The 22,923-nt window shown below is 49.9% G+C and carries 26 protein-coding genes, 16 tRNA genes, 1 rRNA gene and 1 other annotated feature; of the genes, 13 read left to right on the forward strand and 30 right to left on the reverse strand.

The window, feature by feature from the left end; genetic code table 11:
- The first annotated feature begins 54 nt into the window (after positions 1-54).
- Complete coding sequence (locus ACFSUF_RS15035) at positions 55-165, forward strand: YjcZ family sporulation protein (protein WP_377603811.1); 111 nt, start codon at positions 55-57, stop codon at positions 163-165.
- Between the two features lie 249 nt (positions 166-414).
- Here ACFSUF_RS15035 and ACFSUF_RS15040 read toward each other — a convergent pair whose 3' ends face one another.
- Positions 415-2,415 (reverse strand): alginate lyase family protein, encoded by a 2,001-nt coding sequence (locus tag ACFSUF_RS15040; RefSeq protein ID WP_377603813.1) that lies wholly within the window; start codon positions 2,413-2,415, stop codon positions 415-417.
- A 181-nt stretch (positions 2,416-2,596) separates the two neighbouring features.
- Between ACFSUF_RS15040 and ACFSUF_RS15045 the strand changes: the two genes are divergently transcribed.
- Entirely contained in the window at positions 2,597-2,944 is a 348-nt protein-coding gene (locus tag ACFSUF_RS15045) for a toprim domain-containing protein (protein WP_377603816.1), read from the forward strand.
- Position 2,945: 1 nt separating this feature from the next.
- Here the strand turns inward: ACFSUF_RS15045 and ACFSUF_RS15050 are convergent, their stop codons facing one another.
- Together ACFSUF_RS15050 and cyoE are read right to left on the reverse strand one after the other, a co-directional pair.
- Positions 2,946-3,554, reverse strand: coding sequence for an SCO family protein (locus ACFSUF_RS15050; RefSeq protein WP_377603818.1), 609 nt, complete (start codon positions 3,552-3,554; stop codon positions 2,946-2,948).
- Between the two features lie 17 nt (positions 3,555-3,571).
- Positions 3,572-4,459, reverse strand: coding sequence for a heme o synthase (gene cyoE / locus ACFSUF_RS15055; protein WP_377603820.1), 888 nt, complete (start codon positions 4,457-4,459; stop codon positions 3,572-3,574).
- Between the two features lie 268 nt (positions 4,460-4,727).
- Here cyoE and ACFSUF_RS15060 point away from each other — a divergent pair, with 268 nt between their 5' ends.
- Together ACFSUF_RS15060 and gerQ are read left to right on the forward strand one after the other, a co-directional pair.
- Entirely contained in the window at positions 4,728-5,150 is a 423-nt protein-coding gene (locus ACFSUF_RS15060; RefSeq protein ID WP_377603822.1) for a cell wall hydrolase, read from the forward strand.
- Positions 5,151-5,189: 39 nt separating this feature from the next.
- Positions 5,190-5,618 (forward strand): spore coat protein GerQ, encoded by a 429-nt coding sequence (gene gerQ / locus ACFSUF_RS15065; RefSeq protein ID WP_377603824.1) that lies wholly within the window; start codon positions 5,190-5,192, stop codon positions 5,616-5,618.
- A gap of 24 nt (positions 5,619-5,642) precedes the next feature.
- Here the strand turns inward: gerQ and ACFSUF_RS15070 are convergent, their stop codons facing one another.
- Positions 5,643-5,954 (reverse strand): hypothetical protein, encoded by a 312-nt coding sequence (locus tag ACFSUF_RS15070; RefSeq protein WP_377603826.1) that lies wholly within the window; start codon positions 5,952-5,954, stop codon positions 5,643-5,645.
- A 108-nt stretch (positions 5,955-6,062) separates the two neighbouring features.
- Between ACFSUF_RS15070 and ACFSUF_RS15075 the strand changes: the two genes are divergently transcribed.
- The gene (locus ACFSUF_RS15075; RefSeq protein WP_377603829.1) at positions 6,063-7,046 is read left to right on the forward strand and encodes a metal-dependent hydrolase; all 984 of its coding nucleotides are present in this window, start codon (positions 6,063-6,065) and stop codon (positions 7,044-7,046) included.
- An 82-nt stretch (positions 7,047-7,128) separates the two neighbouring features.
- Here ACFSUF_RS15075 and ACFSUF_RS15080 read toward each other — a convergent pair whose 3' ends face one another.
- On the reverse strand, positions 7,129-7,362 hold the full coding sequence (locus ACFSUF_RS15080; protein ID WP_377603831.1) for a small, acid-soluble spore protein, alpha/beta type: 234 nt from the start codon (positions 7,360-7,362) through the stop codon (positions 7,129-7,131).
- Positions 7,363-7,489: 127 nt separating this feature from the next.
- Between ACFSUF_RS15080 and ACFSUF_RS15085 the strand changes: the two genes are divergently transcribed.
- Positions 7,490-7,681: a DUF5325 family protein gene (locus ACFSUF_RS15085; RefSeq protein WP_377603833.1), complete on the forward strand. Its 192-nt coding sequence runs from the start codon at positions 7,490-7,492 to the stop codon at positions 7,679-7,681.
- A gap of 69 nt (positions 7,682-7,750) precedes the next feature.
- Here ACFSUF_RS15085 and trpS read toward each other — a convergent pair whose 3' ends face one another.
- Positions 7,751-8,731: a tryptophan--tRNA ligase gene (gene trpS / locus ACFSUF_RS15090; protein ID WP_377603835.1), complete on the reverse strand. Its 981-nt coding sequence runs from the start codon at positions 8,729-8,731 to the stop codon at positions 7,751-7,753.
- Between the two features lie 36 nt (positions 8,732-8,767).
- Positions 8,768-8,993 (reverse strand) — a binding site (T-box leader).
- 145 nt (positions 8,994-9,138) lie between these two features.
- Here trpS and ACFSUF_RS15095 point away from each other — a divergent pair.
- Positions 9,139-9,363 (forward strand): small, acid-soluble spore protein, alpha/beta type, encoded by a 225-nt coding sequence (locus tag ACFSUF_RS15095; protein WP_377603837.1) that lies wholly within the window; start codon positions 9,139-9,141, stop codon positions 9,361-9,363.
- Between the two features lie 55 nt (positions 9,364-9,418).
- On the opposite strand, the gene ACFSUF_RS15100 is transcribed toward ACFSUF_RS15095, so the two are convergent.
- Together ACFSUF_RS15100 and ACFSUF_RS15105 are read right to left on the reverse strand one after the other, a co-directional pair.
- The gene (locus tag ACFSUF_RS15100) at positions 9,419-9,598 is read right to left on the reverse strand and encodes a hypothetical protein (protein ID WP_377603839.1); all 180 of its coding nucleotides are present in this window, start codon (positions 9,596-9,598) and stop codon (positions 9,419-9,421) included.
- Positions 9,599-9,725: 127 nt separating this feature from the next.
- Positions 9,726-10,097 (reverse strand): O-methyltransferase, encoded by a 372-nt coding sequence (locus tag ACFSUF_RS15105; protein WP_377603841.1) that lies wholly within the window; start codon positions 10,095-10,097, stop codon positions 9,726-9,728.
- 276 nt (positions 10,098-10,373) lie between these two features.
- Between ACFSUF_RS15105 and ACFSUF_RS15110 the strand changes: the two genes are divergently transcribed.
- On the forward strand, positions 10,374-11,633 hold the full coding sequence (locus ACFSUF_RS15110) for a methyl-accepting chemotaxis protein (protein ID WP_377603843.1): 1,260 nt from the start codon (positions 10,374-10,376) through the stop codon (positions 11,631-11,633).
- Positions 11,634-11,687: 54 nt separating this feature from the next.
- Here ACFSUF_RS15110 and ACFSUF_RS15115 read toward each other — a convergent pair whose 3' ends face one another.
- Entirely contained in the window at positions 11,688-13,472 is a 1,785-nt protein-coding gene (locus ACFSUF_RS15115) for a M3 family oligoendopeptidase (RefSeq protein WP_377603845.1), read from the reverse strand.
- A 122-nt stretch (positions 13,473-13,594) separates the two neighbouring features.
- Here ACFSUF_RS15115 and ACFSUF_RS15120 point away from each other — a divergent pair, with 122 nt between their 5' ends.
- Positions 13,595-13,750: a YycC family protein gene (locus ACFSUF_RS15120; protein WP_377603847.1), complete on the forward strand. Its 156-nt coding sequence runs from the start codon at positions 13,595-13,597 to the stop codon at positions 13,748-13,750.
- Positions 13,747-13,989: a hypothetical protein gene (locus tag ACFSUF_RS15125; RefSeq protein WP_377603849.1), complete on the forward strand. Its 243-nt coding sequence runs from the start codon at positions 13,747-13,749 to the stop codon at positions 13,987-13,989. The genes ACFSUF_RS15120 and ACFSUF_RS15125 overlap by 4 nt, the downstream gene beginning before the upstream one ends.
- Before the next feature lie 56 nt (positions 13,990-14,045).
- Here the strand turns inward: ACFSUF_RS15125 and ACFSUF_RS15130 are convergent, their stop codons facing one another.
- Entirely contained in the window at positions 14,046-14,750 is a 705-nt protein-coding gene (locus ACFSUF_RS15130) for a DUF2225 domain-containing protein (RefSeq protein ID WP_377603851.1), read from the reverse strand.
- 18 nt (positions 14,751-14,768) lie between these two features.
- On the reverse strand, positions 14,769-15,164 hold the full coding sequence (locus tag ACFSUF_RS15135; RefSeq protein ID WP_377603853.1) for a globin domain-containing protein: 396 nt from the start codon (positions 15,162-15,164) through the stop codon (positions 14,769-14,771).
- A 450-nt stretch (positions 15,165-15,614) separates the two neighbouring features.
- Between ACFSUF_RS15135 and ylbJ the strand changes: the two genes are divergently transcribed.
- The 3 genes from ylbJ to ACFSUF_RS15150 all read left to right on the forward strand — a co-directional run bounded on the left by ylbJ (position 15,615) and on the right by ACFSUF_RS15150 (position 18,472).
- The gene (gene ylbJ, locus ACFSUF_RS15140; RefSeq protein ID WP_377603855.1) at positions 15,615-16,859 is read left to right on the forward strand and encodes a sporulation integral membrane protein YlbJ; all 1,245 of its coding nucleotides are present in this window, start codon (positions 15,615-15,617) and stop codon (positions 16,857-16,859) included.
- 89 nt (positions 16,860-16,948) lie between these two features.
- Positions 16,949-17,626 (forward strand): PilZ domain-containing protein, encoded by a 678-nt coding sequence (locus tag ACFSUF_RS15145; protein ID WP_377603857.1) that lies wholly within the window; start codon positions 16,949-16,951, stop codon positions 17,624-17,626.
- 39 nt (positions 17,627-17,665) lie between these two features.
- On the forward strand, positions 17,666-18,472 hold the full coding sequence (locus ACFSUF_RS15150) for an NAD kinase (RefSeq protein WP_377603859.1): 807 nt from the start codon (positions 17,666-17,668) through the stop codon (positions 18,470-18,472).
- 44 nt (positions 18,473-18,516) lie between these two features.
- Here the strand turns inward: ACFSUF_RS15150 and ACFSUF_RS15155 are convergent, their stop codons facing one another.
- From ACFSUF_RS15155 to rrf, 19 genes are all read right to left on the reverse strand, one after another.
- Entirely contained in the window at positions 18,517-19,413 is an 897-nt protein-coding gene (locus tag ACFSUF_RS15155; protein WP_377603861.1) for a YutD-like domain-containing protein, read from the reverse strand.
- A gap of 48 nt (positions 19,414-19,461) precedes the next feature.
- Positions 19,462-20,385, reverse strand: a complete 924-nt coding sequence (gene lipA, locus ACFSUF_RS15160; RefSeq protein ID WP_377603863.1) for a lipoyl synthase — start codon at positions 20,383-20,385, stop codon at positions 19,462-19,464.
- 802 nt (positions 20,386-21,187) lie between these two features.
- Positions 21,188-21,261, reverse strand: a tRNA-Arg gene (locus ACFSUF_RS15165).
- 7 nt (positions 21,262-21,268) lie between these two features.
- A tRNA-Gly gene (locus tag ACFSUF_RS15170) sits at positions 21,269-21,339 on the reverse strand.
- 7 nt (positions 21,340-21,346) lie between these two features.
- Positions 21,347-21,423 (reverse strand) — tRNA-Pro (locus ACFSUF_RS15175).
- A 15-nt stretch (positions 21,424-21,438) separates the two neighbouring features.
- Positions 21,439-21,515: transfer RNA gene (locus tag ACFSUF_RS15180), tRNA-Arg, on the reverse strand.
- An 8-nt stretch (positions 21,516-21,523) separates the two neighbouring features.
- A tRNA-Gly gene (locus tag ACFSUF_RS15185) sits at positions 21,524-21,598 on the reverse strand.
- 5 nt (positions 21,599-21,603) lie between these two features.
- A tRNA-Leu gene (locus ACFSUF_RS15190) sits at positions 21,604-21,687 on the reverse strand.
- Positions 21,688-21,725: 38 nt separating this feature from the next.
- A tRNA-Lys gene (locus tag ACFSUF_RS15195) sits at positions 21,726-21,801 on the reverse strand.
- 16 nt (positions 21,802-21,817) lie between these two features.
- Positions 21,818-21,892 (reverse strand) — tRNA-Gln (locus ACFSUF_RS15200).
- Between the two features lie 9 nt (positions 21,893-21,901).
- Positions 21,902-21,987, reverse strand: a tRNA-Tyr gene (locus ACFSUF_RS15205).
- 22 nt (positions 21,988-22,009) lie between these two features.
- Positions 22,010-22,086: transfer RNA gene (locus ACFSUF_RS15210), tRNA-Asp, on the reverse strand.
- Between the two features lie 17 nt (positions 22,087-22,103).
- Positions 22,104-22,177, reverse strand: a tRNA-Met gene (locus ACFSUF_RS15215).
- A 6-nt stretch (positions 22,178-22,183) separates the two neighbouring features.
- Positions 22,184-22,259, reverse strand: a tRNA-Val gene (locus tag ACFSUF_RS15220).
- A gap of 6 nt (positions 22,260-22,265) precedes the next feature.
- A tRNA-Glu gene (locus ACFSUF_RS15225) sits at positions 22,266-22,340 on the reverse strand.
- 22 nt (positions 22,341-22,362) lie between these two features.
- Positions 22,363-22,452, reverse strand: a tRNA-Ser gene (locus tag ACFSUF_RS15230).
- Between the two features lie 6 nt (positions 22,453-22,458).
- Positions 22,459-22,534 (reverse strand) — tRNA-Asn (locus ACFSUF_RS15235).
- Positions 22,535-22,540: 6 nt separating this feature from the next.
- A tRNA-Ala gene (locus ACFSUF_RS15240) sits at positions 22,541-22,616 on the reverse strand.
- Positions 22,617-22,649: 33 nt separating this feature from the next.
- Positions 22,650-22,766 (reverse strand): 5S ribosomal RNA (rrf, locus tag ACFSUF_RS15245).
- Positions 22,767-22,923: the final 157 nt, after the last annotated feature.

Consider the following 22,923-nt stretch of genomic DNA (forward strand, 5'->3'; position numbering starts at 1 on the left):
TCAACCATAGGATAAAGCGGATAGACACTCCTGTTCCGGAAGGGGGAAAACTACATGTCTTATGGAGCAAACGTTGGGCACGGAGGATATGGATACATGACGTCTGTAGGCGCCATCCTGGTCCTTTACATTCTTCTGGTCATCATTTTAAGCGCATTCTGCTAAAACGTTAGCCGCCCTTCCTTCGAAGGGCGGTTTTCATTTTTCTTTATTCACGCTTATTTCGAATGAGATCGATTATACAACAATTGTCTTAATTTAGAGACCTATTAAACATGACGCGCTCTAGATTCCGGGCAAAGACGAGTCACAAAAAGGACCTGACGGCGAACATCACCGTCAGGTCCTTCCTGCTAACAGGTCATCCTGGTGAAGGGTGCGCTGTTTCCAGTACGGATACGATGGGCGCATCGGTCATCCAAGTGTACGACTCGTTTCGCCTAAGTTGAAGAATACTTCATAGCTGACGTTGTTGAGGCGGAACCGGCATACCGATTGCCCCTCATCATCCTCAACCTTCAGGCCCTCTAATTGCTCTGACTGAAGCTCGCCGCGGAATGGAACAATGACGGTGGCGTACCGGCGGACGCCCCCGCCACCTCCCCCATCCAACATCGTATACCTTGTGGACGGCCTAAGATGGTCCGCCTTGTCCGAAATACTGGCTTCCCCAGCTGCGCCGGTCACCGTCCGCCCCGCCGTCCGGATGGCAACATTCACCTCGTTTCCCACAGTCACTACGGTTTGCTGCTCGGGGTCCCAAGCGGAACGGATCGTATCCAGGTGCCAGTTAAGTTGAACGGTATCCTGTGCCGACAGGCCCGACACCTCATCGAGCACCAATAGACAGCGGCCTGGAAACAGCACAAGGTCCCGGCGGTGCACAGCCGGCTCGTAGTTGTGGTGCACGGCCGAGGCCCGGAGCCAATCCTCCTGATCGATAACGTATTCGATCCTGCCCGGCTTCTGGGGACCGTACTCGAAGGAAGAAATAAATTCGAACGGCTCATGACCGTTGACCGTTAACGTATTATGCCAAGCGGCCGATTTGAACTTGCGGCGTTCCTCAAGCCACCAGTAATTGTAGCGTCCCGGGTCGATCACAAGCGGCCGACCCAACGCTACAAAGTCAAAGGCTGCCGGATCCGCATGTGAATGTCCGTTATAGATCGGCGACCGGCATGCAAAAAATACACTGAAGGCTTCCTTCGACCAGTCGGAACGCATCGCCGCCTGATCCATTTCCCGATCCCAGAACGTACGGGAAAATTCGGGAGCAGTTTCGCCTACAGACGTCGGTCCGGTATCGGGTATGTCCACTAGGTCCAATATCTCAGGGTAATCCAATAACAGAGGAATGATGTTTTTGCGGAACGTATCCACCCCCATCAGCGATATCAGCTGCTTCGCAGGCCGCGGGTCCCCGAGGTAGATCGATCCCAAAGCGGTGGTCATGGCCGCATAGTGGTCGGCGTTGGAGTCCCCCCAAGGTACAATCTGCCCGGTAGGCCGGCATGTCTGCACGCAATATTCCATCGCACCCCGGAAGCGTTCCACGAACGCGTCCGACATCGCAATCCCGTGCTTGCGGGCCAGCAAGCCGACTTTACCCATATGTACCGATGTATAATTATGATAGCTAGGACAGCCTTCCAATTGTCCGCCATTCGCGGAAAATTGAGAGAACATGCAGCGCTCCAGCTCCTGTCTCGCGAACTCGCCCCACTCCTTCGCTTCCGCCAACTCCGGGAAAGTCAACCCGATCGAGAACAGTCCCCACATCTCGGTCAAATAGTAATTGTGGTTCGCTTCGGGCCAGAACAACGGACATACTTCACGCAGAACAAGGCCATGGTCGCGAATCGATTGGAGAATCTTCGGCCTCGCGGCGTCCAGCATGCCGGGGATCCCGTCCATGATCCGGAGGACGGCCGGCCAGACATTGCCCATCCGCTCGCCGACCTCCAGTTGACGCCACGGATTAACAGACGTATACTGCTTACGCACCGGCTCGAGATTGGCCGATAGCGGCTCGATCGGACCCTCGCCCGGGCTAGCCGGCTTAAGATTGTTCGGCAGCGGCGGCGGCGGGCACGACTCGATCCAGTCCAGCAGCTCGACAAGCACCTGATCGATATACTTACGCTCTCCGGTTAACAAGTACGCCTCGGCCAAGATCAGCCAATGATTCATCCGGTTGAGCATCCACACATACCCGTTATTATTGACCTTGTTGTCATGCCAATGCGGCGGATTTCCTACATACAGCCATTGTCCGCGCGTGCCCGACAGGATCTGCTTCCCCTCCAGCGCCATGTCGGCGGCGTGCAGCGTTCTTTGGACGAAATCGGGATCATAACGGTGAATAAATTCGTAAATCCGGGAATAATCGGGTACAGATGTTGGGATTGTCACAGGTAATCCTGCCTCCTCTTAAAATCTTCTTAGATTTCCCCTAGTCCCTTGCGTCTCCTTCCCTGCGCTGGAGGTTATCCTATAATAATGCCTGACGTGGTTTCCGCCTATAGGACTTTTTTTCCGAGCATTTCCGCACGTTATATTGAATCAGGACATGAGAAGAGAAAGGATTGGTCCGATGAACACAGATCCCGTCATTATCGTGGAAGGAAAAAATGACAAAAGCCGTCTTCGCCGGGTCCTCTCCCCGGAGATTGAAATTCTATGTACTTTTGGGACGCTCAATAGCGAGAAACTGGATCAGTTATACAAAAAGGTGCGGGACAAGCAGGTTTATTTGTTTATGGATAACGACTCGTCCGGAAAGCGCATCCGCTCCGGTTTGCGGGATCTGTTCCCGGAAAGCGAGCACATTTATACCAGGAGAGGGTATGCCGGGGTGGAAGGCACACCTGAAGAATATCTCATTCAGCAATTAGAAAAGGCCGGGCTTGAGGAATATATCCTCTACCCGGCCAATCCGTGACCTATTCTTTGCTTAACTGATTGATGTCTTTCACAATCAAATCCGCTGTAGTAGCTTTATCGTTGGCGTTATAAGCCTGGCGGATGTTGCCTTCCTTATCGACCAGGAAGATATAGTTCTGGTGGAGGAAACCGCCCTTCTGGTCGTCCACAACGCTGATTCCGTACTCGAGCGCCGCGTCCCGAGTCGCCTGCTCGTCCCCGCGAAGGAACTGCCACCCGGCTTTATCCGCTTTAAAGCCGTTTGCATAAGCCTTCAGCTTATCCTCCGTATCCCGCTTCGGATCGAACGTAATGGAATACATCATGGATTTGCTGCCGAACAAATCGTTCTCCTGCAGCTTACCCTGCACTTCCCGAAGCAGGTTATTCGTTACAGGGCAGACATCCGGACAGCTTGCGAAGAAGAAATACACGAGTCTGACTTTACCCCCGGTATCCTTCAGGGCAACCGGTTCGCCATCCGTATTCTTCAAGTTGAATTCGGCAGCTTTTTCCTGTACAGGTAAACTGCTTTTCTGAGCGCGGTTCATCAGCAGGAACACGGCCATAGCTGCACACAAAACTAGAATCAATATTTTGAATCCGTGCTTACGCATTACATATTCCACTGTTTACTCCCCTTGCCTTATAGATGCACCGTGTCCACAATCATCACCAGAAATAAAATCATCAGGAAATTGACGGACAGCTTAAAGTTTTTGCGAGCCCATAGATCATCGTCTTTCGCTTTGAAACCTGACAGTGCAGAAACGAGCCAGTAGATGCCGAGTAAGGTTGTAACCGTGAGATAAATCCAACCCACATAGTTATAAAGATACATAGCCACGTTCGCTGCAATCAATAGAACCAGATAAGGAATCATCTGGACTTTCGTCCGGTGGACGCCTTTCACGACAGGCAACAGCGGAAACCCTGCGGCTCTGTATTCTTCTTTGCGGTAAATGCCCAGCGCCCAGAAGTGAGGAGGCTGCCAAAGGAAGAGAATCGCGATCAGCAGCCAGGCGCCGATATCCATCGTCTCGCTTACCGCGCAGTAGCCGATGACCGGAGGCATGGCCCCGGATAAACCGCCGATGGCCGTGCTGAGCGTAGAAGTCCGTTTCAGCCAGGCCGTATAAATCCCGACATACACGATCATTCCGATAATACCCAGGAAGCCGGCAAGTGTATTGACGAGCAGAAAGAGCACTGCCAGTCCGATGATCCCGAGCACTGTGCCGTACATGAACACACTGGACGGGTTAATTCGGCCGGTTGCTAAAGGCCGGTTGCTCGTACGGGCCATCTTAGTGTCCAGCTCGCGGTCCAGATAGTTGTTGAACACACAGGATGAGGCCATCACGAGTGTGGTGCCGATCAGGGTATACAGTAAAAGATTCCACTGGATATCCCATTTCGAAGCTAACCAGAATCCGCCGAAAGCGGCGATCAGATTCGACATGAGAATCCGGGGTTTCGTCAATTGAATATAGTCTTTCCACACGGGACGTTCTCCCGCTTGCGGTATTTCCACTTCTAATGATCCTCCTTGTGGCGGGAACAAGACACAGCATCTTTCCCGCTTCCCTTAGGCGCTTTATGCGCCGTACCCTCTATATCTGTACATCATAGCAAACCCCGGCAAGCTTTGACAATGTTCGCCCGGTGAATTCATAGGATTGTAATAAGTTCTCCAATCTCCAATAAATTGTCATGAAACGCTCACCCCCTCCATACATTGGTACGGAAGGCATCAAATCCATGACAGGCAAACATACCGTTTCGGAAGGGGTAAGCACAGCATGGCCGTCATCAAAGCGAATGCGGAAGACACGAAGCTGCTGGCAAGACTTATGCGCGCGGAGGCTGAGGGAGAAGGCGATTTAGGGATGCTTATGGTAGGCAACGTGGGCGTGAACCGCATCCTGGGAAATTGTCTCGATTTCAAAAACATACGCAGCGTGAGCGATATGGTATTTCAACGTCCCGGCGGTTTCGAAGCAACCATTAAAGGCTACTTTTATCAACGTGCCAGGGATAAAGACATCCGTCTCGCGAGGCGTGCAATTCAAGGCGAGCGGACACATCCGGCTACGAACGGGTTATGGTTTTACAGACCGACCGGGGGTTGTCCCGGAACATGGTATGACCAACGGAACACCGGGCGCTATAAAGCCCATTGTTTTTTTGCTCCAAGCCGCAGCGACTGTCCGAATGTGTATTAATCTTATTTCACAAGATTACGATATGAAAGGTGGATGTTCATGTTTCCTTATTCTCCGTTTCCAAGATCGGCCACACCTTACATGATGCCTATTCAGGGAGGAGTTCCGATGCAAGGAGTGGGCGGACAGCCGATGACTCCTCCCCAGCCCAGCGGCACTTATTTGCCCGGCGGCGTCCCTGGAGGGCCGGGTACTTTACCGTTTACAGAGGAGTCCTACATAGAGAACATCCTCCGGCTCAACCTTGGAAAAGTAGCGACTGTATACATGACTTTTGAGAACAGCACTACCTGGAACAGCAAAATTTTCAAGGGCGTGTTGAAAGGCGCGGGTCGTGACCACATTATTCTGGAAGATGCCAACGGGGTTAACTATCTGCTGCTGACCATTTATTTGGATTATGTCACCTTTGATGAGCCGATCGTTTACAATTACCCTTTTCAAGGATTTCAAGGACCTACCAGATAATTCTTTAAAAAGCCCCCTTCCGGATTATTCCGGCAAGGGGGCTGTTTTTGTAAACGCCCACATATGAAATTTCGCGCTTCCTCCCTCTATGTATTGGGGAAGCTGCCCCCATAATGGATGGCTTTCATCCTCCCTCTCTCCTTTTAGCTTACGATAGTCCGCCTCTGTCACTCCGATCCATAGCTCTACGAACAACAACGGCTGATCGAACCCTTCCAGTATTTCCAGGCTAACGCCTGATCCGGACATGCTTTCCACCGCCTTTACCGCCCACTCCAGGTAAGCACTCCTGCATTCGCGCTTAATCCGATACTCTGCAAAAATTTTTATCCTCATGGTTTGCCGTCCTCCCCTCTGCTTTATATAATGTAGAAGGTACTTATAAAAGTAAACCCGTTGGATGATAATGAATAGCATTGATTCAACACATTAGGAGGAAACGGCTTGGACACAGGTACTCATCTCGTCATAGGACTCGGGCTTGCCGGCCTGTCTCATATCGATCCGGTGATTGCGGCAGATTCAACGCTGGCTACAGCCGTATTTATCGGTACTGTGTTAGGCCAGCAGGCACCGGACTCCGATACGCTGTTCCGGTTTAGGGGTAACGCGTCTTACATTAAGAACCATCGCGGCAAATCCCATTCCCTTCCTGCCATTTTCTTATGGACGGTGCTGATCACAGGACTGATCTCCTGGTTTTTCCCGGCGGCTTCATTATTTCATTTAGGGCTATGGGTGTTTATTGCAGTGTCTCTTCATGTGTTTATTGATTGCTTCAATGCGTACGGTACCCAGGCTGCTTATCCGTTAACGCACCGGTGGATTTCCTGGAATATTATTCATATCTTTGATCCGGTCATCTTTGTCGGGCATGTAGTAGCCATTATGATCTGGACATTCAGCCTAACGAAACCCGAGTATATTTTCTCAGCTTTATACATTCTGCTCGCATTGTATTATTGTTGGAGAACGGCAGTGCATTATTGGCTGGAACGCAGCCTTCCGAAACAGGATCCGGAATATCAGCCGGGCCATAAATTTTTTGCCATTCCGACTGTGAAACACTCTGCCTGGAATGTAGTTAAGCGGATCGACGCCAACTCCTACCGGATTGGAGAATATGTGAATGGCAGGCTGCGCTGGCTGGATAAAGCGGTATGTTCAAGCCACCCGGCCGTAGAGAAGTCCAAGGAATCCAAAGAGATTCAGGCGTTTACCTATTTCTCATCCTTTGCCTGTGCAGAGGTGAAAGAACATAAATGGGGATTCGAAGTCAGGTGGATAGATGTCCGTTACCGCCACCGCAAGCAATATCCGTTTGTCGGAGTGCTGTTAATGGATCCGGAATACCGCATTTTGGATTCTTACGTAGGCTGGTTAAGCGATGAAAGGCTGGAAAAGCGGCTGCGGATGGACACTTACTGAAGAAGAAACAATAAAGCTCAAGGGAGTATCCCTTGAGCTTTATCTCGGGCTGCGCCCGACTTGTTGCATTTTGATGTATAAATTAACGAGATTGACCGCCAAATTGACCAGCAATGGATTGCTCCGCGATTTCTACCAGACGACGAGTGATGTGTCCACCGATCGCACCAGTGTCGCGAGTAGCATAGTTACCGTAGTAACCATCTTGCGGAATTTGGATGCCCAGTTCTTGAGCAATCTCATATTTCAGTTGCTCAAGAGCTTGGTTTGCTTGAGGTACTACCAGTGTGTTGTTTGAGCTGCTTCCGGATCCCATAGTTCAATTTCTCCCTTCGAATGTGCAATCTTTGATGTATTTGCAAGCTTGCGAACTTATTATGTTTCGGTTGGGAGCTTGTTATTCACTATGTTCCTAAAAAATTTAGATACTTGGGGTGGAAATTTTGAGCAAAAAATTATCCTTACTGTTCGCGGTGTTGTCTACGCTGATTCTCATCGGAATAGGGGCTTCGCTGAGCTACAGGAATTTATGGATAGCTGCCGCTCTTCTTATTATCTGGGTCGGTTTCCTCGGTTTTTCCTTTATTGTTAAGGCAAGAAAGGATAGGCGGCGTTACGGAGATGCGAAGAAGTAGAGTGAATAATTAAGAGCCCCGCCCATGAAATGTATAGGGGCGGGGCTTTTTGCTAAGCGGCACTTGTCTTTACACAAGGAACCCCATTTTCTCTTTCACCTGTCGCAGGACACGGCTTGAAGCTTGCTGCGCTTTCTCCGCTCCGTGTCTCAGAACTTCCTCCAGCTCCCCGGAACGTCGGATATCCCTGTACCTCTGCTGAATAGGTTCCAGCACGGAAACGACCGATTCCGCCACATCTTTCTTAAACGCCCCGTACCCTTGCCCTTCATATTTCGATTCAATCTCTTGCATCGTCAATCCGGAACAAGCGGAGAGAATGCTCATCAAATTGCTGATTTCCGGCTTTTCCGGCCGGTCAAAGCGGACTTCGCGTCCGGAATCCGTAGTAGCTCTGCTGATTTTCTTCCGGATCACATCCGGCTCGTCAAGCATAGCAATATAGCTTCCTGCATTGGGGTTGCTCTTGCTCATCTTATTGCTTGCATCGTCCAGTGACATAATTCTGGCGCCGTATTGAGGAATGTAAGGCTCCGGAACCGTAAACAGCTCTCCGAAGCGCTGGTTAAACCGCTGCGCCAAATCTCTTGTCAGCTCCAGATGCTGCTTCTGATCATCGCCCACTGGAACCAAATCAGTATTGTAAACCAGGATGTCCGCAGCCATCAGTGCGGGATAGACGAACAGACCTGTACCGATCGACGATTTCCCTGCAGACTTATCTTTGAATTGCGTCATTCGCTCCAATTCGCCCATATAGCTTAAGGTAGTCATCAGCCATCCCAACTCGGCGTGAGCGGGTACATGGGACTGCAAATAAACATTAGCTTTGGCAGGGTCGATACCTGCTGCAAGGTACAATGCCGCTACGGCCGCACTGTTTTCTTTTAAGGCTTCAGGTTCTTGCGGCACTGTAATTGCGTGCAGATCAACAACCATAAAGTAGCATTCATGTGTGTGCTGCAGTTCCACATAACTCTTGATTGCTCCGATGTAGTTGCCCAGGGTGAGCTGTCCGCTCGGCTGAATGCCTGACAATACTTTTTTCATCTTATCCTGCCTCCTCCAAATAAAAAAAGGCCTTTCGCAAGGGACGAAAGACCGTGGTACCACCCTAATTTATGGCTGTCATGAAGCACAGCCAACTTCAGCTCCGTAACGGGGAGCACCCGCTGCCGCGTACTTCGGCAACAGCCGTTTCTGCTTCGCACTCCTGGACCCATTCAAACTGCCGCTTGCACCGGTTCACACCAACCACCGGCTCTCTTCAGCGAAGACGCTCAGCTTTACTTGTTCCATTCTTTGTGTCGGATATAAATTACATTTTCTAGCGTTATTTTTCACTTATTATACTCCTGCGCCCCTTAAAGTCAACCTGATTTTCCTCCAAAATATTTTTTGCATACATGCGTATAATTCTGTTTTTGGGTCATACTACCACCATGGAGGTGATAACAATGGGATCAGGAAGCAGCTCTAGCAACACTTTGGTTGTACCTCAAGCAAACCAAGCTCTTGAGCAATTGAAATATGAAATCGCTCAAGAATTGGGAATCCAAATTCCGCAAGACGGTTACTACGGTAACTATGCTACTCGCGACACTGGTGCGATCGGTGGACACATCACTCGCCGTCTAGTTGAAATCGCTGAGCAACAACTTGCAGGTCGTTTCTCCAGATAATGTTCTACCCCATACTTAACAAAAGGTGACTAAACCAGTCACCTTTTCGTTGCGTTTAAGGATACACTGCGTCTCCCACACTTTCCCGGTACACCTGGCTTCCCACCGTATCCTCAAGTGCGGGTGCTTCCCCAGGCTCGACTGCTTCCGGACTAATAGTCTGAATATCCTTACTGTAGGGGAACACAACCATTAGAAGCAATACGAGTGTTGCTAAAGTAAACGCTGTTCTCATTGTGTCACCTCCTGCCGTGTAATGCTAATTTCAGTTTGGGCAGGAGTCCTCCATTTTAAACGAATGAAAGACCTCTCCGCAGCGGAAAGGCCTTCAAGGAAGTATGTAGGATAATCGATAATTGCAATTAATAACGGTTCTGACTAATTTCCGTAAGCAGATTCGCCATATTGTAATTTGACTCAAATTGTACGCTTGTGACAAGTACGTTCTGTCTAACAGTGAAATCGTAATAAATTTCCCCATGGGTCCAATGCTTCTTCATCTTTAGTGAATGTACGGCCATCTCGGCGAAAGATTTCTTCTGCGCTTCAGTCAAACCTTTCGTTTCATGCAGGACACCGTCCCTGCTCTCTACAGGGTTATGGCGGATGCCGAACTTCCCGATCGAATTATTGCGAATTTGCACAAAAACAGTACCTGACGATAAAAAATCCATTTCTCCGTATAACCTCTTGAAAGCCATATCTAGCTGCCTAACCAAAGGAAGCTGCTCCATCTACCTATTGTCTCCTCCACTCTATTTGTATCTCTCTTACTTAATGCCTATTATACTGCGACCTTCTACCTATATCAACAAATATTTACAAAATAGTAAAAATTATCTGATTTTTTGTTTAATTTTTATTTAACCCAACAAATTTCCTGAATATGTAACCTTATTATAGGGGAGTCCGGACTAAAAGACTAGTATTTAACTAGACCATTTGTCTTATACGGTGATATAATGAGGATAAATTTGGGTTTTATACTCGGTTAAGAAGGTGGATGTCGAATGAACTGGTTCAACGGCTTGTCGTTCCGGAACAAGATTATGGCTTCTGGTTTCACACTGGCAGGATTGTTCTCATTACTGATTTTATTGATTTTATTCAGTCCGAATTTCCCTGTATGGCTTGGAGTATTGCTGGTTTTGGCATTATTGGGAGGAAGTTATCCTTTCTTCAACTTACTTGAGAAAGCGCTAACAGAACCGATTACGGATATGTCCCGGGTCGCTCTCGACATCTCCAAAGGTGATTTTACGAGAAATATCGACATCCGGTCGAACGATGCACTGGGTGAATTAGGTTTATCCTTCAACAAAATGATCGACAAATTGAAAGAAATTTTGAACGAAACGTCCAAAATCTCCTCGACCGTTTCAGACTCCAGCCGTGACATTTATCTAAAAAATCAGCATTTGAAGAATGTACTCGGTCAGGTAACCCAGTCGGCAGGCGAACTGGCCACCGGGGCAAATGAAATTTCCGAGGACGTATCGGATATGTCGGTCTCCGTAAGGGAAATTGAAACGAAAGTAGCTGCATATGCCCAGTCAACGGAAGTGATGCAGCAGCGCTCCGAGCAGGCTTTTCTCCTGATTGAGAAAGGTCGCAAAGCGGTGGAAAGCCAAAGCGAAGGCATGAAGAGCAATATCGAAGCGACGGCGAACGTATCTGCTACCATTTCAGAATTAGCTAAACAAGCGGCCGGTATTACTAAGATTACCAAGACGATTTCCGAAATTGCAGAGCAAACCAACCTGTTGTCCCTTAACGCTTCTATTGAGGCAGCACGCGCAGGGGAACACGGGAAAGGCTTTGCCGTTGTTGCTCAGGAAGTACGGAATTTAGCGGAAGAATCAACGGCATCGACAAAAGAGGTCTTTAACCTGGTCAAAAGCATTGAAGCCGGCATTAAACAGGCGATACATAATATACAAACCAATGAACAAATTGTCGAAAACCAAAATGTGCTCATTCTTGAAACCGAACGGGTATTTTCGGAAATTGTCGACAGTGTAGGCTTTATCGGGGAACAGATTGCTTCATTCAGCGCAGAGAGCCGGACTATGCTCGAAAATTCCCAAAAAATATCGGCAGCCGTAGAAAACATTTCAGCTATAACCGAACAATCCGCAGCCGGCACACAAGAGGTATCGGCCTCTATGAACGAGCAGATCTCCTCCGTCCAGGAGATGGTCAGCCGTTCCGAGGAAATGTCGCAACTGGCTTCACAGCTGCAGCGGACGATCTCCATATTCAAGTTTTAAACCGATCATAAGAAGAACCCGGCCTTAGAATCAGAGGCCGGGTTCTTTTGGGATCTATTCTGTCATTCTAAGGAATTCTTCTACATCTTCGACACATAAGCCAACGGCTTCGCTCCAGAATTGAGGCTGGGTCAAATCAACATTCAAATGTTTTTGGGCCAGCTCTTCTACCGTCATGCTTCCAGTGTCCTGGAGGAGTGCAATGTACTTGTTCTCAAAAGCTGCTCCCTCTTTCAGGGCGCGGGCAAAAATGCCGTAGCTGAATAAATAGCCGAACGTATAAGGGAAATTGTAAAACGGAACTTCCGTAATATAAAAATGCATCTTGGATGCCCAGAAATGAGGATGGTATTCGTTTAGCGCGTGTTGATAGGCTTCCTTTTGGGCTTCTTCCATGAGGGTATTGAGCTCTTCCGTGCTGACCAGCCCTTGTTTGCGTTTCGCATAAAAACGTGTTTCGAACAGGAAGCGTGCCTGAATATTCATAAAGAAAGCGATCGAGCTTTGGACCTTGTTCTCAAGAAGCGCCAGTTTCTCCTGAGGGCTTTCCGCTTCCTTTACCGCCGCGTCCGCAACGATCATTTCTGCGAAGGTAGAGGCGGTTTCCGCCACATTCATTGCATACTCCTGAGCCATGGCCGGCAGTTCATCCATAACATACTGATGATAGGCATGGCCTAGTTCATGAGCAAGTGTAGACACGTTGGAAGCAGTTCCTGAGAACGTCATGAAGATTCGGGTCTGCTTGCTTACCGGCAGCGAGGTACAGAAACCGCCTGGACGTTTACCCGGGCGATCCTCCACTTCAATCCAGCCTTCTTCAAAAGCTTTCACAGCAAAATCCGCCATCTTCGGGCTGAACTTTCTGAATTGTTCCACGATCAATTCGGCCGCCTCATCATAGGAGTATACTTTTCCGGCCGTACCCAGCGGTGCATCCACGTCATACCAGCTGAGGCTTTCCAAGCCTAACAGCTTTGCTTTGCGCTGCAGAAAAGAAACAAATTTGCCGCTATGCTCGTTGATAACGTTCCACATCGTATCCAGTGTCTGTTCCGACATCCGGTTGATCTGGAGAGGCTCTTTTAAAATCGAATCCCAGCCACGGGCTTTGTACAGCTGCGTGCGGAACCCCCCGAGATGATTTAGAGCATCGGCGCAAAAATCGGCTTTCGCGCCCCACTCCGCTTCCCATTTGTGAAACATCTCTGTTCTCACCGAGCGGTCGGCACTATGGAGTTTGTTGAAAGCCTGCCCTGCGGAAAGCCGCTTGGTCTCTCCGTTTTCCTCGAACGGTATTTCAACCTTGCTCACTGTGGTGTTGTACATCTCTCCCCAGCCGTGATAACCGTCCACCGCCAGATTATTCGCAAGCGCCTCCAGAGCCGGAGCCATCTTCTCGCCTGCCAGCTGTCTTCGCTCTTCCAGGTTAAATGCGATAGGCTTGTACTTTTGTGACGTCAGGAACGCTTCCCAATCCTCGTCAGGCACCTGTGTCAGCAACTGGTCGAATTGAGTCAGCGAAGACATGAATTTCGCATGCGTATCCCGCATTTTGCCGCTGAGCAGCACCGCTTTCCTGTCGTTCTGATTTTCAGCCGTCAGGCACTCTACATAAGCGCTGCCCTCCCTCAGCCGGTTAGATAAGCTTTGCATCAGCTCGATCGGTTCTTCCAGGCTTTGCACCTTCACTCGACCGTTGACGGATTCCAGCATGCCGGCAAATTTGCTAATATCCCGGACCATCTGTTCGGCAAACTCGGCAAAAGCCGGAGACTCGCTGCCCCCGGGAAAGATCGTATCCAAATTCCAGGTTTGTTTCAATGGCTGCTTGTTCATATAGGAATGCTCCTTTACTATGTAAACTTGAATTCACGCACCTGCGGAATTGAATCTTGTCCCGAGGAGGTGTATAACTATGTGTAGATATAGACTATTATGCTTTTCTGGAGGGGAACAGTATGAAACCGCTCAATATTTCGCCCGAAACGGCTGTTAAGCTTGCCGAACATTTAAAAGTCCCGATTGAACAACTGATGCACATGCCGCAGCATATTCTGCTTCAGAAGCTGGCTGAACTTGCCGCCCATGCTGAGAAAGAATCAGGGACTTCATGATACCTTTCAACCGAACTTGCCCTTATGACATCGTCATGAAGGATATTTATGTACCCGAGTGCCCATTTTGCTCCGCTGCTAACGTTCTGGTTCCTTTAAAAACAGCCGAGCTGCAGGAAATCCGTGACGGTCGAAAAAAGCTGCTTGTATTTCCATGCTGCCACCATAGAATTACTCTGGTCGATGCAGATTCGGATTATTTGCTGGCTAGCGAAAAATTACCGAACAGAGGTCAATAAAAGAGGGGAGATCTGTTCTTTCATTTTCCGGAAGAACTTTTCTCTCCTTTTTTGACTTACCTAATTCCTTCTTCCTTCATCTCATCGGGCAATTGGACCTTGGCTGCCAGCATATCCGTTCTTGTGGCCATCCATTGTTCGCGGCTTGCCCGAATCATCGCGGAGTCCATGATCTTCTTATCGTTAATGACCCGTCCGAACCACTTGACCGCTTCGTAATAATGTCCCGTCCTCCGGTTCAGTTCCCCCATCAAATACATCAATCGGGCATTGTTGATTTCTCCGTTTTCTTCTTCATAGACCTTAGTATACGCCTCCAGAGCAAAAGCCAGAAACCGCTGCTCCTGTTCCTTATGGTCCTCATAACGGTACAGCCAGGCAATGTGATGCAGAAGGCCTGCCACCACGCGGCCTCTTTCTCCTTTAATTTGAGCGCATAGGAGAGCCAGTTTGTAGGTTTCCAAGGCGGTTTCCGCAGTTCGTACCCCCCCATACTCTCTGGGAACCCATTGGACCCCTACTTTAGCATGGAACAAGTCGCGCTGCCGATCGGTAACTGCGCCCGCAAAGTTCTCTGTGCTGGCATAGCCGCAATAAGGGCAGACGCGCACGACGTAGAAGTCGGGATTCACTTCTTTATAGTGACCGCAAAAATCCTCATCCGACCTAAAAGGACGTTTGAAGCTCGGGCGGACGCGCGAGGTTTGGAATACCTGAGAACACATTTGGCAGCGTATCTCTATTTTGAATAACGGTTCCACTGGCTTATAGCCCTCCTGCTATTCCTTTGATGGAGTGTTGATAAAATGATAAGCCGGAGCCGACAACCGCTCAAGTACGGCCTCCCGGAGCGGAGACGGTACTCCTGTCCGGTTCAATGCCTGTCCCATGCAGCTCAGCCATGCTTCCGCAAGTTCCGGCGTCAAGGGGATATGCATATGCCTGGCCCGCATCATGGGGTGTCCGTAACGATCCGAATAGAGAAAAGGCCCCCCGAAAAACTGAGTCAGGAATAAATACTGTTTCTCGATCACATCTTCAATATCACTTTGAGCGAAATGAGGTGATAACAGCTCGTTCTCAAGCACGATCGGATAAAAAGCTTCTACCAGCTTGCGCACGCCGCCGGCACCGCCTAACGCTTCGTAAATGGTTTCTTGGTTGGAATTTGCCATCGTTTGTGTCCTCTCGCCTTTCTCATAGGTACTGCATCGAAATACCTATAGTATAACATATCTTGCCTGCCGTTTCGTGTCATCCCGTTGCTGGTAGTACAAAAAAAGGCATCGTCTGCGGAAGACGATACCACTTTACATCTATAACGCTTAGTTCTCCCAGTCCTCTTCGGCCGGGCCCATCAGCGATTCCCTTATTACGTATACGAAAGCGCACACGAGAATTCCTGCAATCACACTCATCATATACATCACTCCATTAACATAGTCTTCGCTTCAATTAAATGATACGGGCAGACCATCATGGTAAGAATAGCCTTATTATAACATAAATATTCAGAAAAATCAGTACAATGTACCTGATTTTCTTTGTTTTTATGCTTCATTTCCCAGGGAATGGATGTCCCGCCCGTTACATATAGTTTAGTAAAACCCAATCGGAGGCAATTTATGCGTATCCCCAACATTTGGACATCCATCCTGGTCAGTGCAGGTGCCTTCTTGCTGGCCGTACTTCTGTTAAAATATCCGGCTCAAGGCTTGGAATCCGCGCTCAGAGGCATCTCCATCTGGTGGGACATTCTGTTCCCTGCATTGCTTCCCTTCTTCGTTATATCGGAACTGCTGATCGGGTTTGGGATCGTTCATTTTGCCGGCACGCTGTTTGACCCTCTCATGCGTCCATTGTTTCGTGTCCCCGGTATCGGAGGATTTATTATGGCGATGGGTTTTGCATCCGGTTATCCGGTGGGAGCTAGACTGACCGCCCAGCTTTGGGAGCAGAAATTAGTTACTCGCGAAGAAGGGGAACGCCTGGTGGCCTTCACCACGAGTTCGGATCCGATCTTCCTGATTGGTGCGGTTTCGGTTGGATTTTTCCATGATGCCGGACTAGCCGTTATTTTGGCGATTACCCATTACGGTACTTCAATTTTGGTCGGGTTGCTCATGCGCTATCATGGACGCGGCGCAGTTCCCACTCCTCTGCTTTCGGTTGAGCCCGGCAAAAAGGGGTCTCTGCTGGTGCGCTCCTTCCAGGCGATGCATAAGGCCCGGCTTATAGACGGCAGGCCTACCGGAACTCTTCTTCAACAAGCAGTCATAACTTCCTTACGGCTGAGCTTCGTTGTGGGCGGATTAGTTGTCTTTTTCTCAGTAGTCATCGAACTGTTCACTTTAGCAGGCATTATGAACGGATTTTATGCCAGCGTACAATCCGCGCTGAGTCTGTTTCATGTCCCTCCCGCTGTCAGCCAATCTCTTGTAAACGGGTTCTTCGAAGTCACTCTAGGTGCCAAATCGGCTGGGGGAGCAGGACAGGATATTCCTTTAGTCTATAAAACGGCGGCGGCGGCTTTCGTGCTTTCCTGGGGCGGACTTTCCGTTCATGCTCAAATTGTCAGCTTGGTCCAGCATACGGGCATGAGGTACTATCCCTTCTTCCTGGCCCGCTTTATCCATGCGGTACTTGCTATGGCTGCTACCATTTTGCTGTGGAACCCTTTGCAGCCCTTGCGTGTATGGCTTGTGAACGAATCCCCTGTATTTATGAACGATGTTCAAACCTCAGCTGCCTTCGCTTCGGGAATCGCATCGTCTGGCACGATTTTTGCTGCAGTAATCGGGCTGCTTGCCCTTCTGGCGTTCCTCCGATCCATGGCAAATGTTTTCGTCAGGAATCTTACCAAATGGTAAGAAGAAGGAGGGAAAGCATTGTGTTCTGGCCCTCTTTTGATTATTATTTAGTATAAGAAAGCTATGTCGGTAACCTATTGGAGATAATTATGAACTGGATTGATGCCATTGCATCGGAACTGATTTCCGAACAGTCGAGCTGCCAAATGATCATTGTGGGAGAAACTGCTGACGGACAGCCATTTTGCGTGGAAGACGGGTTTCTGATCCGGAATTTATCCGAGCAGCAATTTACGGCCGCTTTGCCTTATGAGGATACGAATCCATTACAGAACTTGGACAGAGTGAATTTTATTGAGTTTTCTTTTTATAATAATGGGGTCTTATATTATTCTTTTGTTGAATTGCTGAACAAGAAAACCCTGGAAGGCGAATGCCTGCTGGAACTGGCCGCACCGGAGCTGTTGTACACTTCCCAGAACCGCAGGTTCCCAAGGGCGACATTAACGGATAAGCTGCCGATCCGGTGTGAAATCATCGGTCTGCGCAAGAAGGAACAGACCGGAGGAACCGCTTTTCTCGGCCAGATGGTTGATATTAGCGGCGGGGGCTTGTCGTTTTTTTGCAGCAATAAGCTGTTTTATCCGCTGCTTCTGCGCATGCGGTTCCATTTACCCGTGTACGAGGACGGATTTGAAGTAACCGGAGAAGTGGTGCGCGTTACCTCCCAGAGCGGCAAAGGGTACAGAATAGCGGTGGAGTTCCGCAACGCGCCGGAATCGGCGGTTTCGCTGATCAATGCTTACGCAACTGCTGCAGGCGGTTAAGGTTCCGGACAGCAACGCAGTTGAAGGAGGTTTCAGATTTTGAAGTATTCTTTGCTTAACCGGGGGGACGATCTGTCCCGTCAACTTTCAGATACATTTCATAAGCTTGCAGCCGACAGCGGAATGATCAAGGATGAAGAATGTCCCGATACCATCGTTTCCATCGGAGGCGACGGTACGATGCTACACGCGTTTCATTCGCATCTGCATGTGCTGGACCAGGTGTCTTTTGTGGGAGTTCATACAGGGCATCTGGGCTTTTACGCCGACTGGAAAGCAAATGAACTGGACGAGCTGGTCCGGCGCATGTCTTCCCCGACTTCGGAAATGAAGATTGTCCGTTATCCGATTGCGGAGATTGAATTGGTTTCGAAGGCGGGGACAGAGACGTTTTATGCCTTAAACGAATTCACGATGCGGGGCGATGACGGCAAAACGCTGGTAGCCAAAATCAACATCAACCGGGAGAGCTTCGAGATGTTCCGGGGGGACGGCATTTGCATTTCCACACCTTCTGGAAGTACCGCCTATAACAAAAGTCTTCAGGGCGCGCTCATCCATCCTTCCATTGAAGCGCTGCAAATTGCTGAAATTGCCTCGATTAACAACCGGGTTTACCGGACTTTAGGTTCGTCCATGATTCTTCCCAACCATCACTTGTGCGATATCATTCCCAGGGAGGATCAGAAGCTGCAGTTGTCTGCAGACCATCTAAATATCCAAAGGGACGATGTGCTGTCGATCCGCTGCAAAGTGTCACCGCTGAAAGTGAACTTTGCCAGATACCGGCCCTTTCCGTTCTGGAACAGGGTACGGGCGGCATTTATCGGGGATCAATCGGAATAACGTATTAGAACGCACAAAAGCGCGGCGGAAGCCGCGCTTTTGTGTTATTTATTTACCGCTGGACCCTGACCCCGGTCCCGCTGACTTTGGTCTCTGGAGCCGGAGTTCTCCCGCGGTTTTCCTTCCTTGCGGCCCGAATCCTGGCTTGTAGCTTCCCTTAGAGGATTGGATTTAGGATGTCCTGCTTGATGCGTCTGCTTGTGGTTCGCTTTGGCTTGGTTGGACGGACCGTTCCCTTGAGCCCGGTCTTTCCCTCCCTGACCTTGATTCTGGCCTTGGTTTTGGCCCTGGCCCTGCTGCGAACCTTTGTTGCCGCCTTTTCCCCCAAGTTGGGAATTACCTTGAGCAGTGCCTGCCGAGGGATGATTGCGATTCCCTTGGGAACGGCCAGCGGCTTTCCCGTCCTGGCTGCGGTCACGCTTGTCCGGTCTTCCTTCTCCGCGGCGCTTCTCATGGAAGCGAGGATCGCCTTTACGGCGGCCTTCGCCACTCCGGTTCTCATTTCCGCCTTCACGGGCTTCATTAGCCTGAGAACCCCCTTTGCGGCCCTCCTGTTGGCCATCCTGGTGCTTGGACACTTTCGCTTCCGGTGCAGGTTTCGGCTCAGCGTATCGTGGTCCTGTGTGCTTGAAGTCCACAACAATCGTAGTAGCCGGGTTGAGTTCCTCCGGTACGGGATCGTTCACTTTCTCCAGGATAAAATAAGCACAGCCGAAATTACAATATTCGTGCAGGTAATCCTGAAGGACGGCCACCGAGCTTTCGCGGGTCACCTTGGGATTATCCTCTTTGAAGAAACCTTTGAGACGCAGCTGATTATATCCCCAGTCCCCGACGATGTAATCATAGCGTTCAAGCACTTCACTATACCGGTCACGGAACGCCTCCGGGTTCCAGGCGATCTTGTGCTCCTGTATAATTTGATACGTCTTGCCGGTCATAACTTCACGACCCCTTCCCCCATGTCAAAAGCAATGCAATATTCGCTGTTAGTTCTGGCGAGCGGATTGTACCTGCTCATGAGCATGATATGAACTGCGGACGAACGGCCCCGATTCTACGTGGCTGAACCCGCGCTTCATGCCTTCTTCCTTCAACTTTGCGAAATCTTCAGGCGGGTAATACTTTACTACATTCAAATGTTGTTTCGTCGGCTGCAGATACTGGCCGATCGTCATAATATTGCAGTCAACAGCACGCAGGTCATCCATTGCTTGTATGATCTCGTCCCATTCTTCACCAACGCCCAGCATAATACTGGATTTTGTCGGAATATCCGGGTTCATCGCTTTCGCCCTGGACAGCAGTTCCAAAGAACGGCTGTATTTCGCCTTCGCGCGTACTCTATCGGACATCCGTGCAACTGTCTCGATATTATGGTTCAAAATGTCCGGTTTGGCATCCATAACAATCTTGAGGGAATCCTCGTTCCCCATAAAGTCAGGAATCAACACCTCTATGCTGCAAAGAGGCAGCTTTTCGCGGACTGCTTTCACACTAGCTGCAAAAATCGACGCTCCTCCGTCCTTCAGATCATCCCTGGCTACTGATGTGATGACACAATGACGCAACCCCATCTGTGCAGCAGCTTCCGCAACGCGTTCAGGCTCCTGGAGATCAAGCTCCGTGGGTAAACCGGTTTTCACCGCACAGAAACGGCACGCTCTTGTGCAGATATCGCCCAAAATCATGAACGTAGCCGTACGGTTGGCCCAGCATTCATAAATGTTCGGACATCTAGCTTCCTCGCATACCGTATGTAGCGTCTTGGAACGCATCATCTCTTTGATTTCCTGATAATTCTCTCCTTGCGTCAATTTAATTCTCAGCCAGTCCGGCTTCTTTTCTCTATGATCAACCGCCATGAGCAAGTCCTTCTTTCTATCGCTGTTTTCCAACCCAGGATGATTCATACACTAACTAGTATTATAACATGAAACGTCAATCATTCCACGCAGCAGTAATAAGGCCTGACTTAGCTGCAACTCCATGGATGTGTCGATAAGGAGCGGATGATTTCATACAAAAATGCCGTGCTCTCTGAAAATCCGTCTATAGATGAAGAATATCGTAAAAAACCACCACCTGGGAATAAATTACACATGGGTGATATTTTGTACATCTATTTTAATATAGCATGAATCAGCTCTACTTGCCCGTACATCCTTAAGAAGATATCCCCCAACTCCGTTGGACTGTCAGGGTGGGATGCGCTTCGGCGTTGGGTGGATTCCACCCAACTAACCTTGCGAATCCACTGCATCCGCCCTTAGGGCCTGTCGCGGCGCTCCACCGTCCCCCCTCGTCGTGGGTTCTCATCCGGCTCCTGAAATCGCAAAAACCGCATGCAGCGCATGCGGTCCTGACACGTCCCAGGAGGGATGCGCTTTCGACGTTGGGTGGATTCCACCCAACTAAGCTCGCGAATCCGCTGCGTCCGCCCTTCAGGCCTGCCGCGGCGCTCCACCGTCCCCCCTCGTCGGGGCTTCTCATCCGGCTCCTGAAAACGCAAAAACCGCATGCAACGCATGCGGTCCTGACACGTCCCAGGAGGGATGCGCTTCGGGGTTGGGGGGATTCCCACCAACTAACCTCGCGAATCCGCTGCGTCCGCCCTTCGGGCCTGCCGCGGCGCTCCACCGTCCCCCCTCGTCGGGGCTTCTCATCCGGCTCCTGAAAACGCAAAAACCGCATGCAGCGCATGCGGTCCTGACACGTCCCAGGAGGGATTCGAACCCCCGACAACTCGCTTAGAAGGCGAGTGCTCTATCCAACTGAGCTACTGGGACATAAAAAAGCGGGTGATGGGAATCGAACCCACGCTATTAGCTTGGAAGGCTAAAGTTCTACCATTGAACTACACCCGCATAAAAATGGTCGGGATGACACGATTTGAACATGCGACCCCCTGGTCCCAAACCAGGTGCTCTACCAAGCTGAGCTACATCCCGACTGTAAAAAAAGAATGGCGTGCCCTAAGAGATTCGAACTCCTGACCTTTTGATTCGTAGTCAAACGCTCTATCCAGCTGAGCTAAGGGCACAAATATAATGGAGCGGAAGACGGGAATCGAACCCGCGACCCTCGCCTTGGCAAGGCGATGCTCTACCGCTGAGCCACTTCCGCATAAATGGTGCGCGTGGAGGGACTTGAACCCCCACGCCAAAGGCGCTAGATCCTAAGTCTAGTGCGTCTGCCAATTCCGCCACACGCGCACAATGTTTCAGGCATATTGTTTACCGTGAAAAATAAATGGTGAGCCATGTAGGACTCGAACCTACGACACCCTGATTAAAAGTCAGGTGCTCTACCAACTGAGCTAATGGCTCTCAATGAGAATGAAAATGGCTGGGGATCAAGGATTCGAACCTTGGCATGACGGAGTCAAAGTCCGTTGCCTTACCGCTTGGCTAATCCCCATTAAAGAAATGGTGGAGGATGATGGATTCGAACCACCGAACTCGTCAGAGAGCAGATTTACAGTCTGCCGTGTTTAGCCACTTCACTAATCCTCCAAGTTAACCAATCATAAAAAAATGGCGGAGCCGACGGGATTCGAACCCGCGGTCTCCTGCGTGACAGGCAGGCATGTTAGGCCTCTACACCACGGCTCCACACTAAGGTAAAACAATTGCGGGGGCAGGATTTGAACCTGCGGCCTTCGGGTTATGAGCCCGACGAGCTACCGAGCTGCTCCACCCCGCGTCATTATGGTGGAAGCTGAGGGGATCGAACCCCCGACCCTCTGCTTGTAAGGCAGATGCTCTCCCAGCTGAGCTAAGCTTCCATATGATGGTGACCCGTAGGGGATTCGAACCCCTGTTACCTCCGTGAAAGGGAGGTGTCTTAACCCCTTGACCAACGGGCCTAAAAAGAAAATGATAAAGCTACGGAGAGAGAGGGATTCGAACCCTCGAGACGCTTTTGGCGCCTACACGATTTCCAATCGTGCTCCTTCGACCAAACTCGGACACCTCTCCATGAGGTGGCTCCCCGAACAGGACTCGAACCTGTGACAACTCGATTAACAGTCGAGTGCTCTACCAACTGAGCTATCAGGGAATATGATGGTGGAGCCAAGCGGGATCGAACCGCTGACCTCCTGCTTGCAAGGCAGGCGCTCTCCCAGCTGAACTATGGCCCCATGAAAAATCCCACTTTCACGGAAGTGGGTGTCGCTTGGCAACGTCCTACTCTCCCAGGACCCTGCGGTCCAAGTACCATCGGCGCTGAAAGGCTTAACGGTCGTGTTCGAGATGGGTACGCGTGGTTCCCTTTCGCCATTGTTACCAAACGGAAAAACATATTCAGGTTTACGGCGCCGCCAAGCGCTGTGATCAAGAACGATGTTCAACCGGGCTTGCCGGTGTTCACATCTGTGTCTTAATCCCTGAAAACTGGATATGAAGTGAAGTGTAAGTCTGCGCAGACTCTGTTGATTCAGAGTATTT

It is taken from the genome of Paenibacillus gansuensis, assembly GCF_042684925.1.
Lineage (GTDB): Bacteria > Bacillota > Bacilli > Paenibacillales > DY6 > Paenibacillus_N > Paenibacillus_N gansuensis.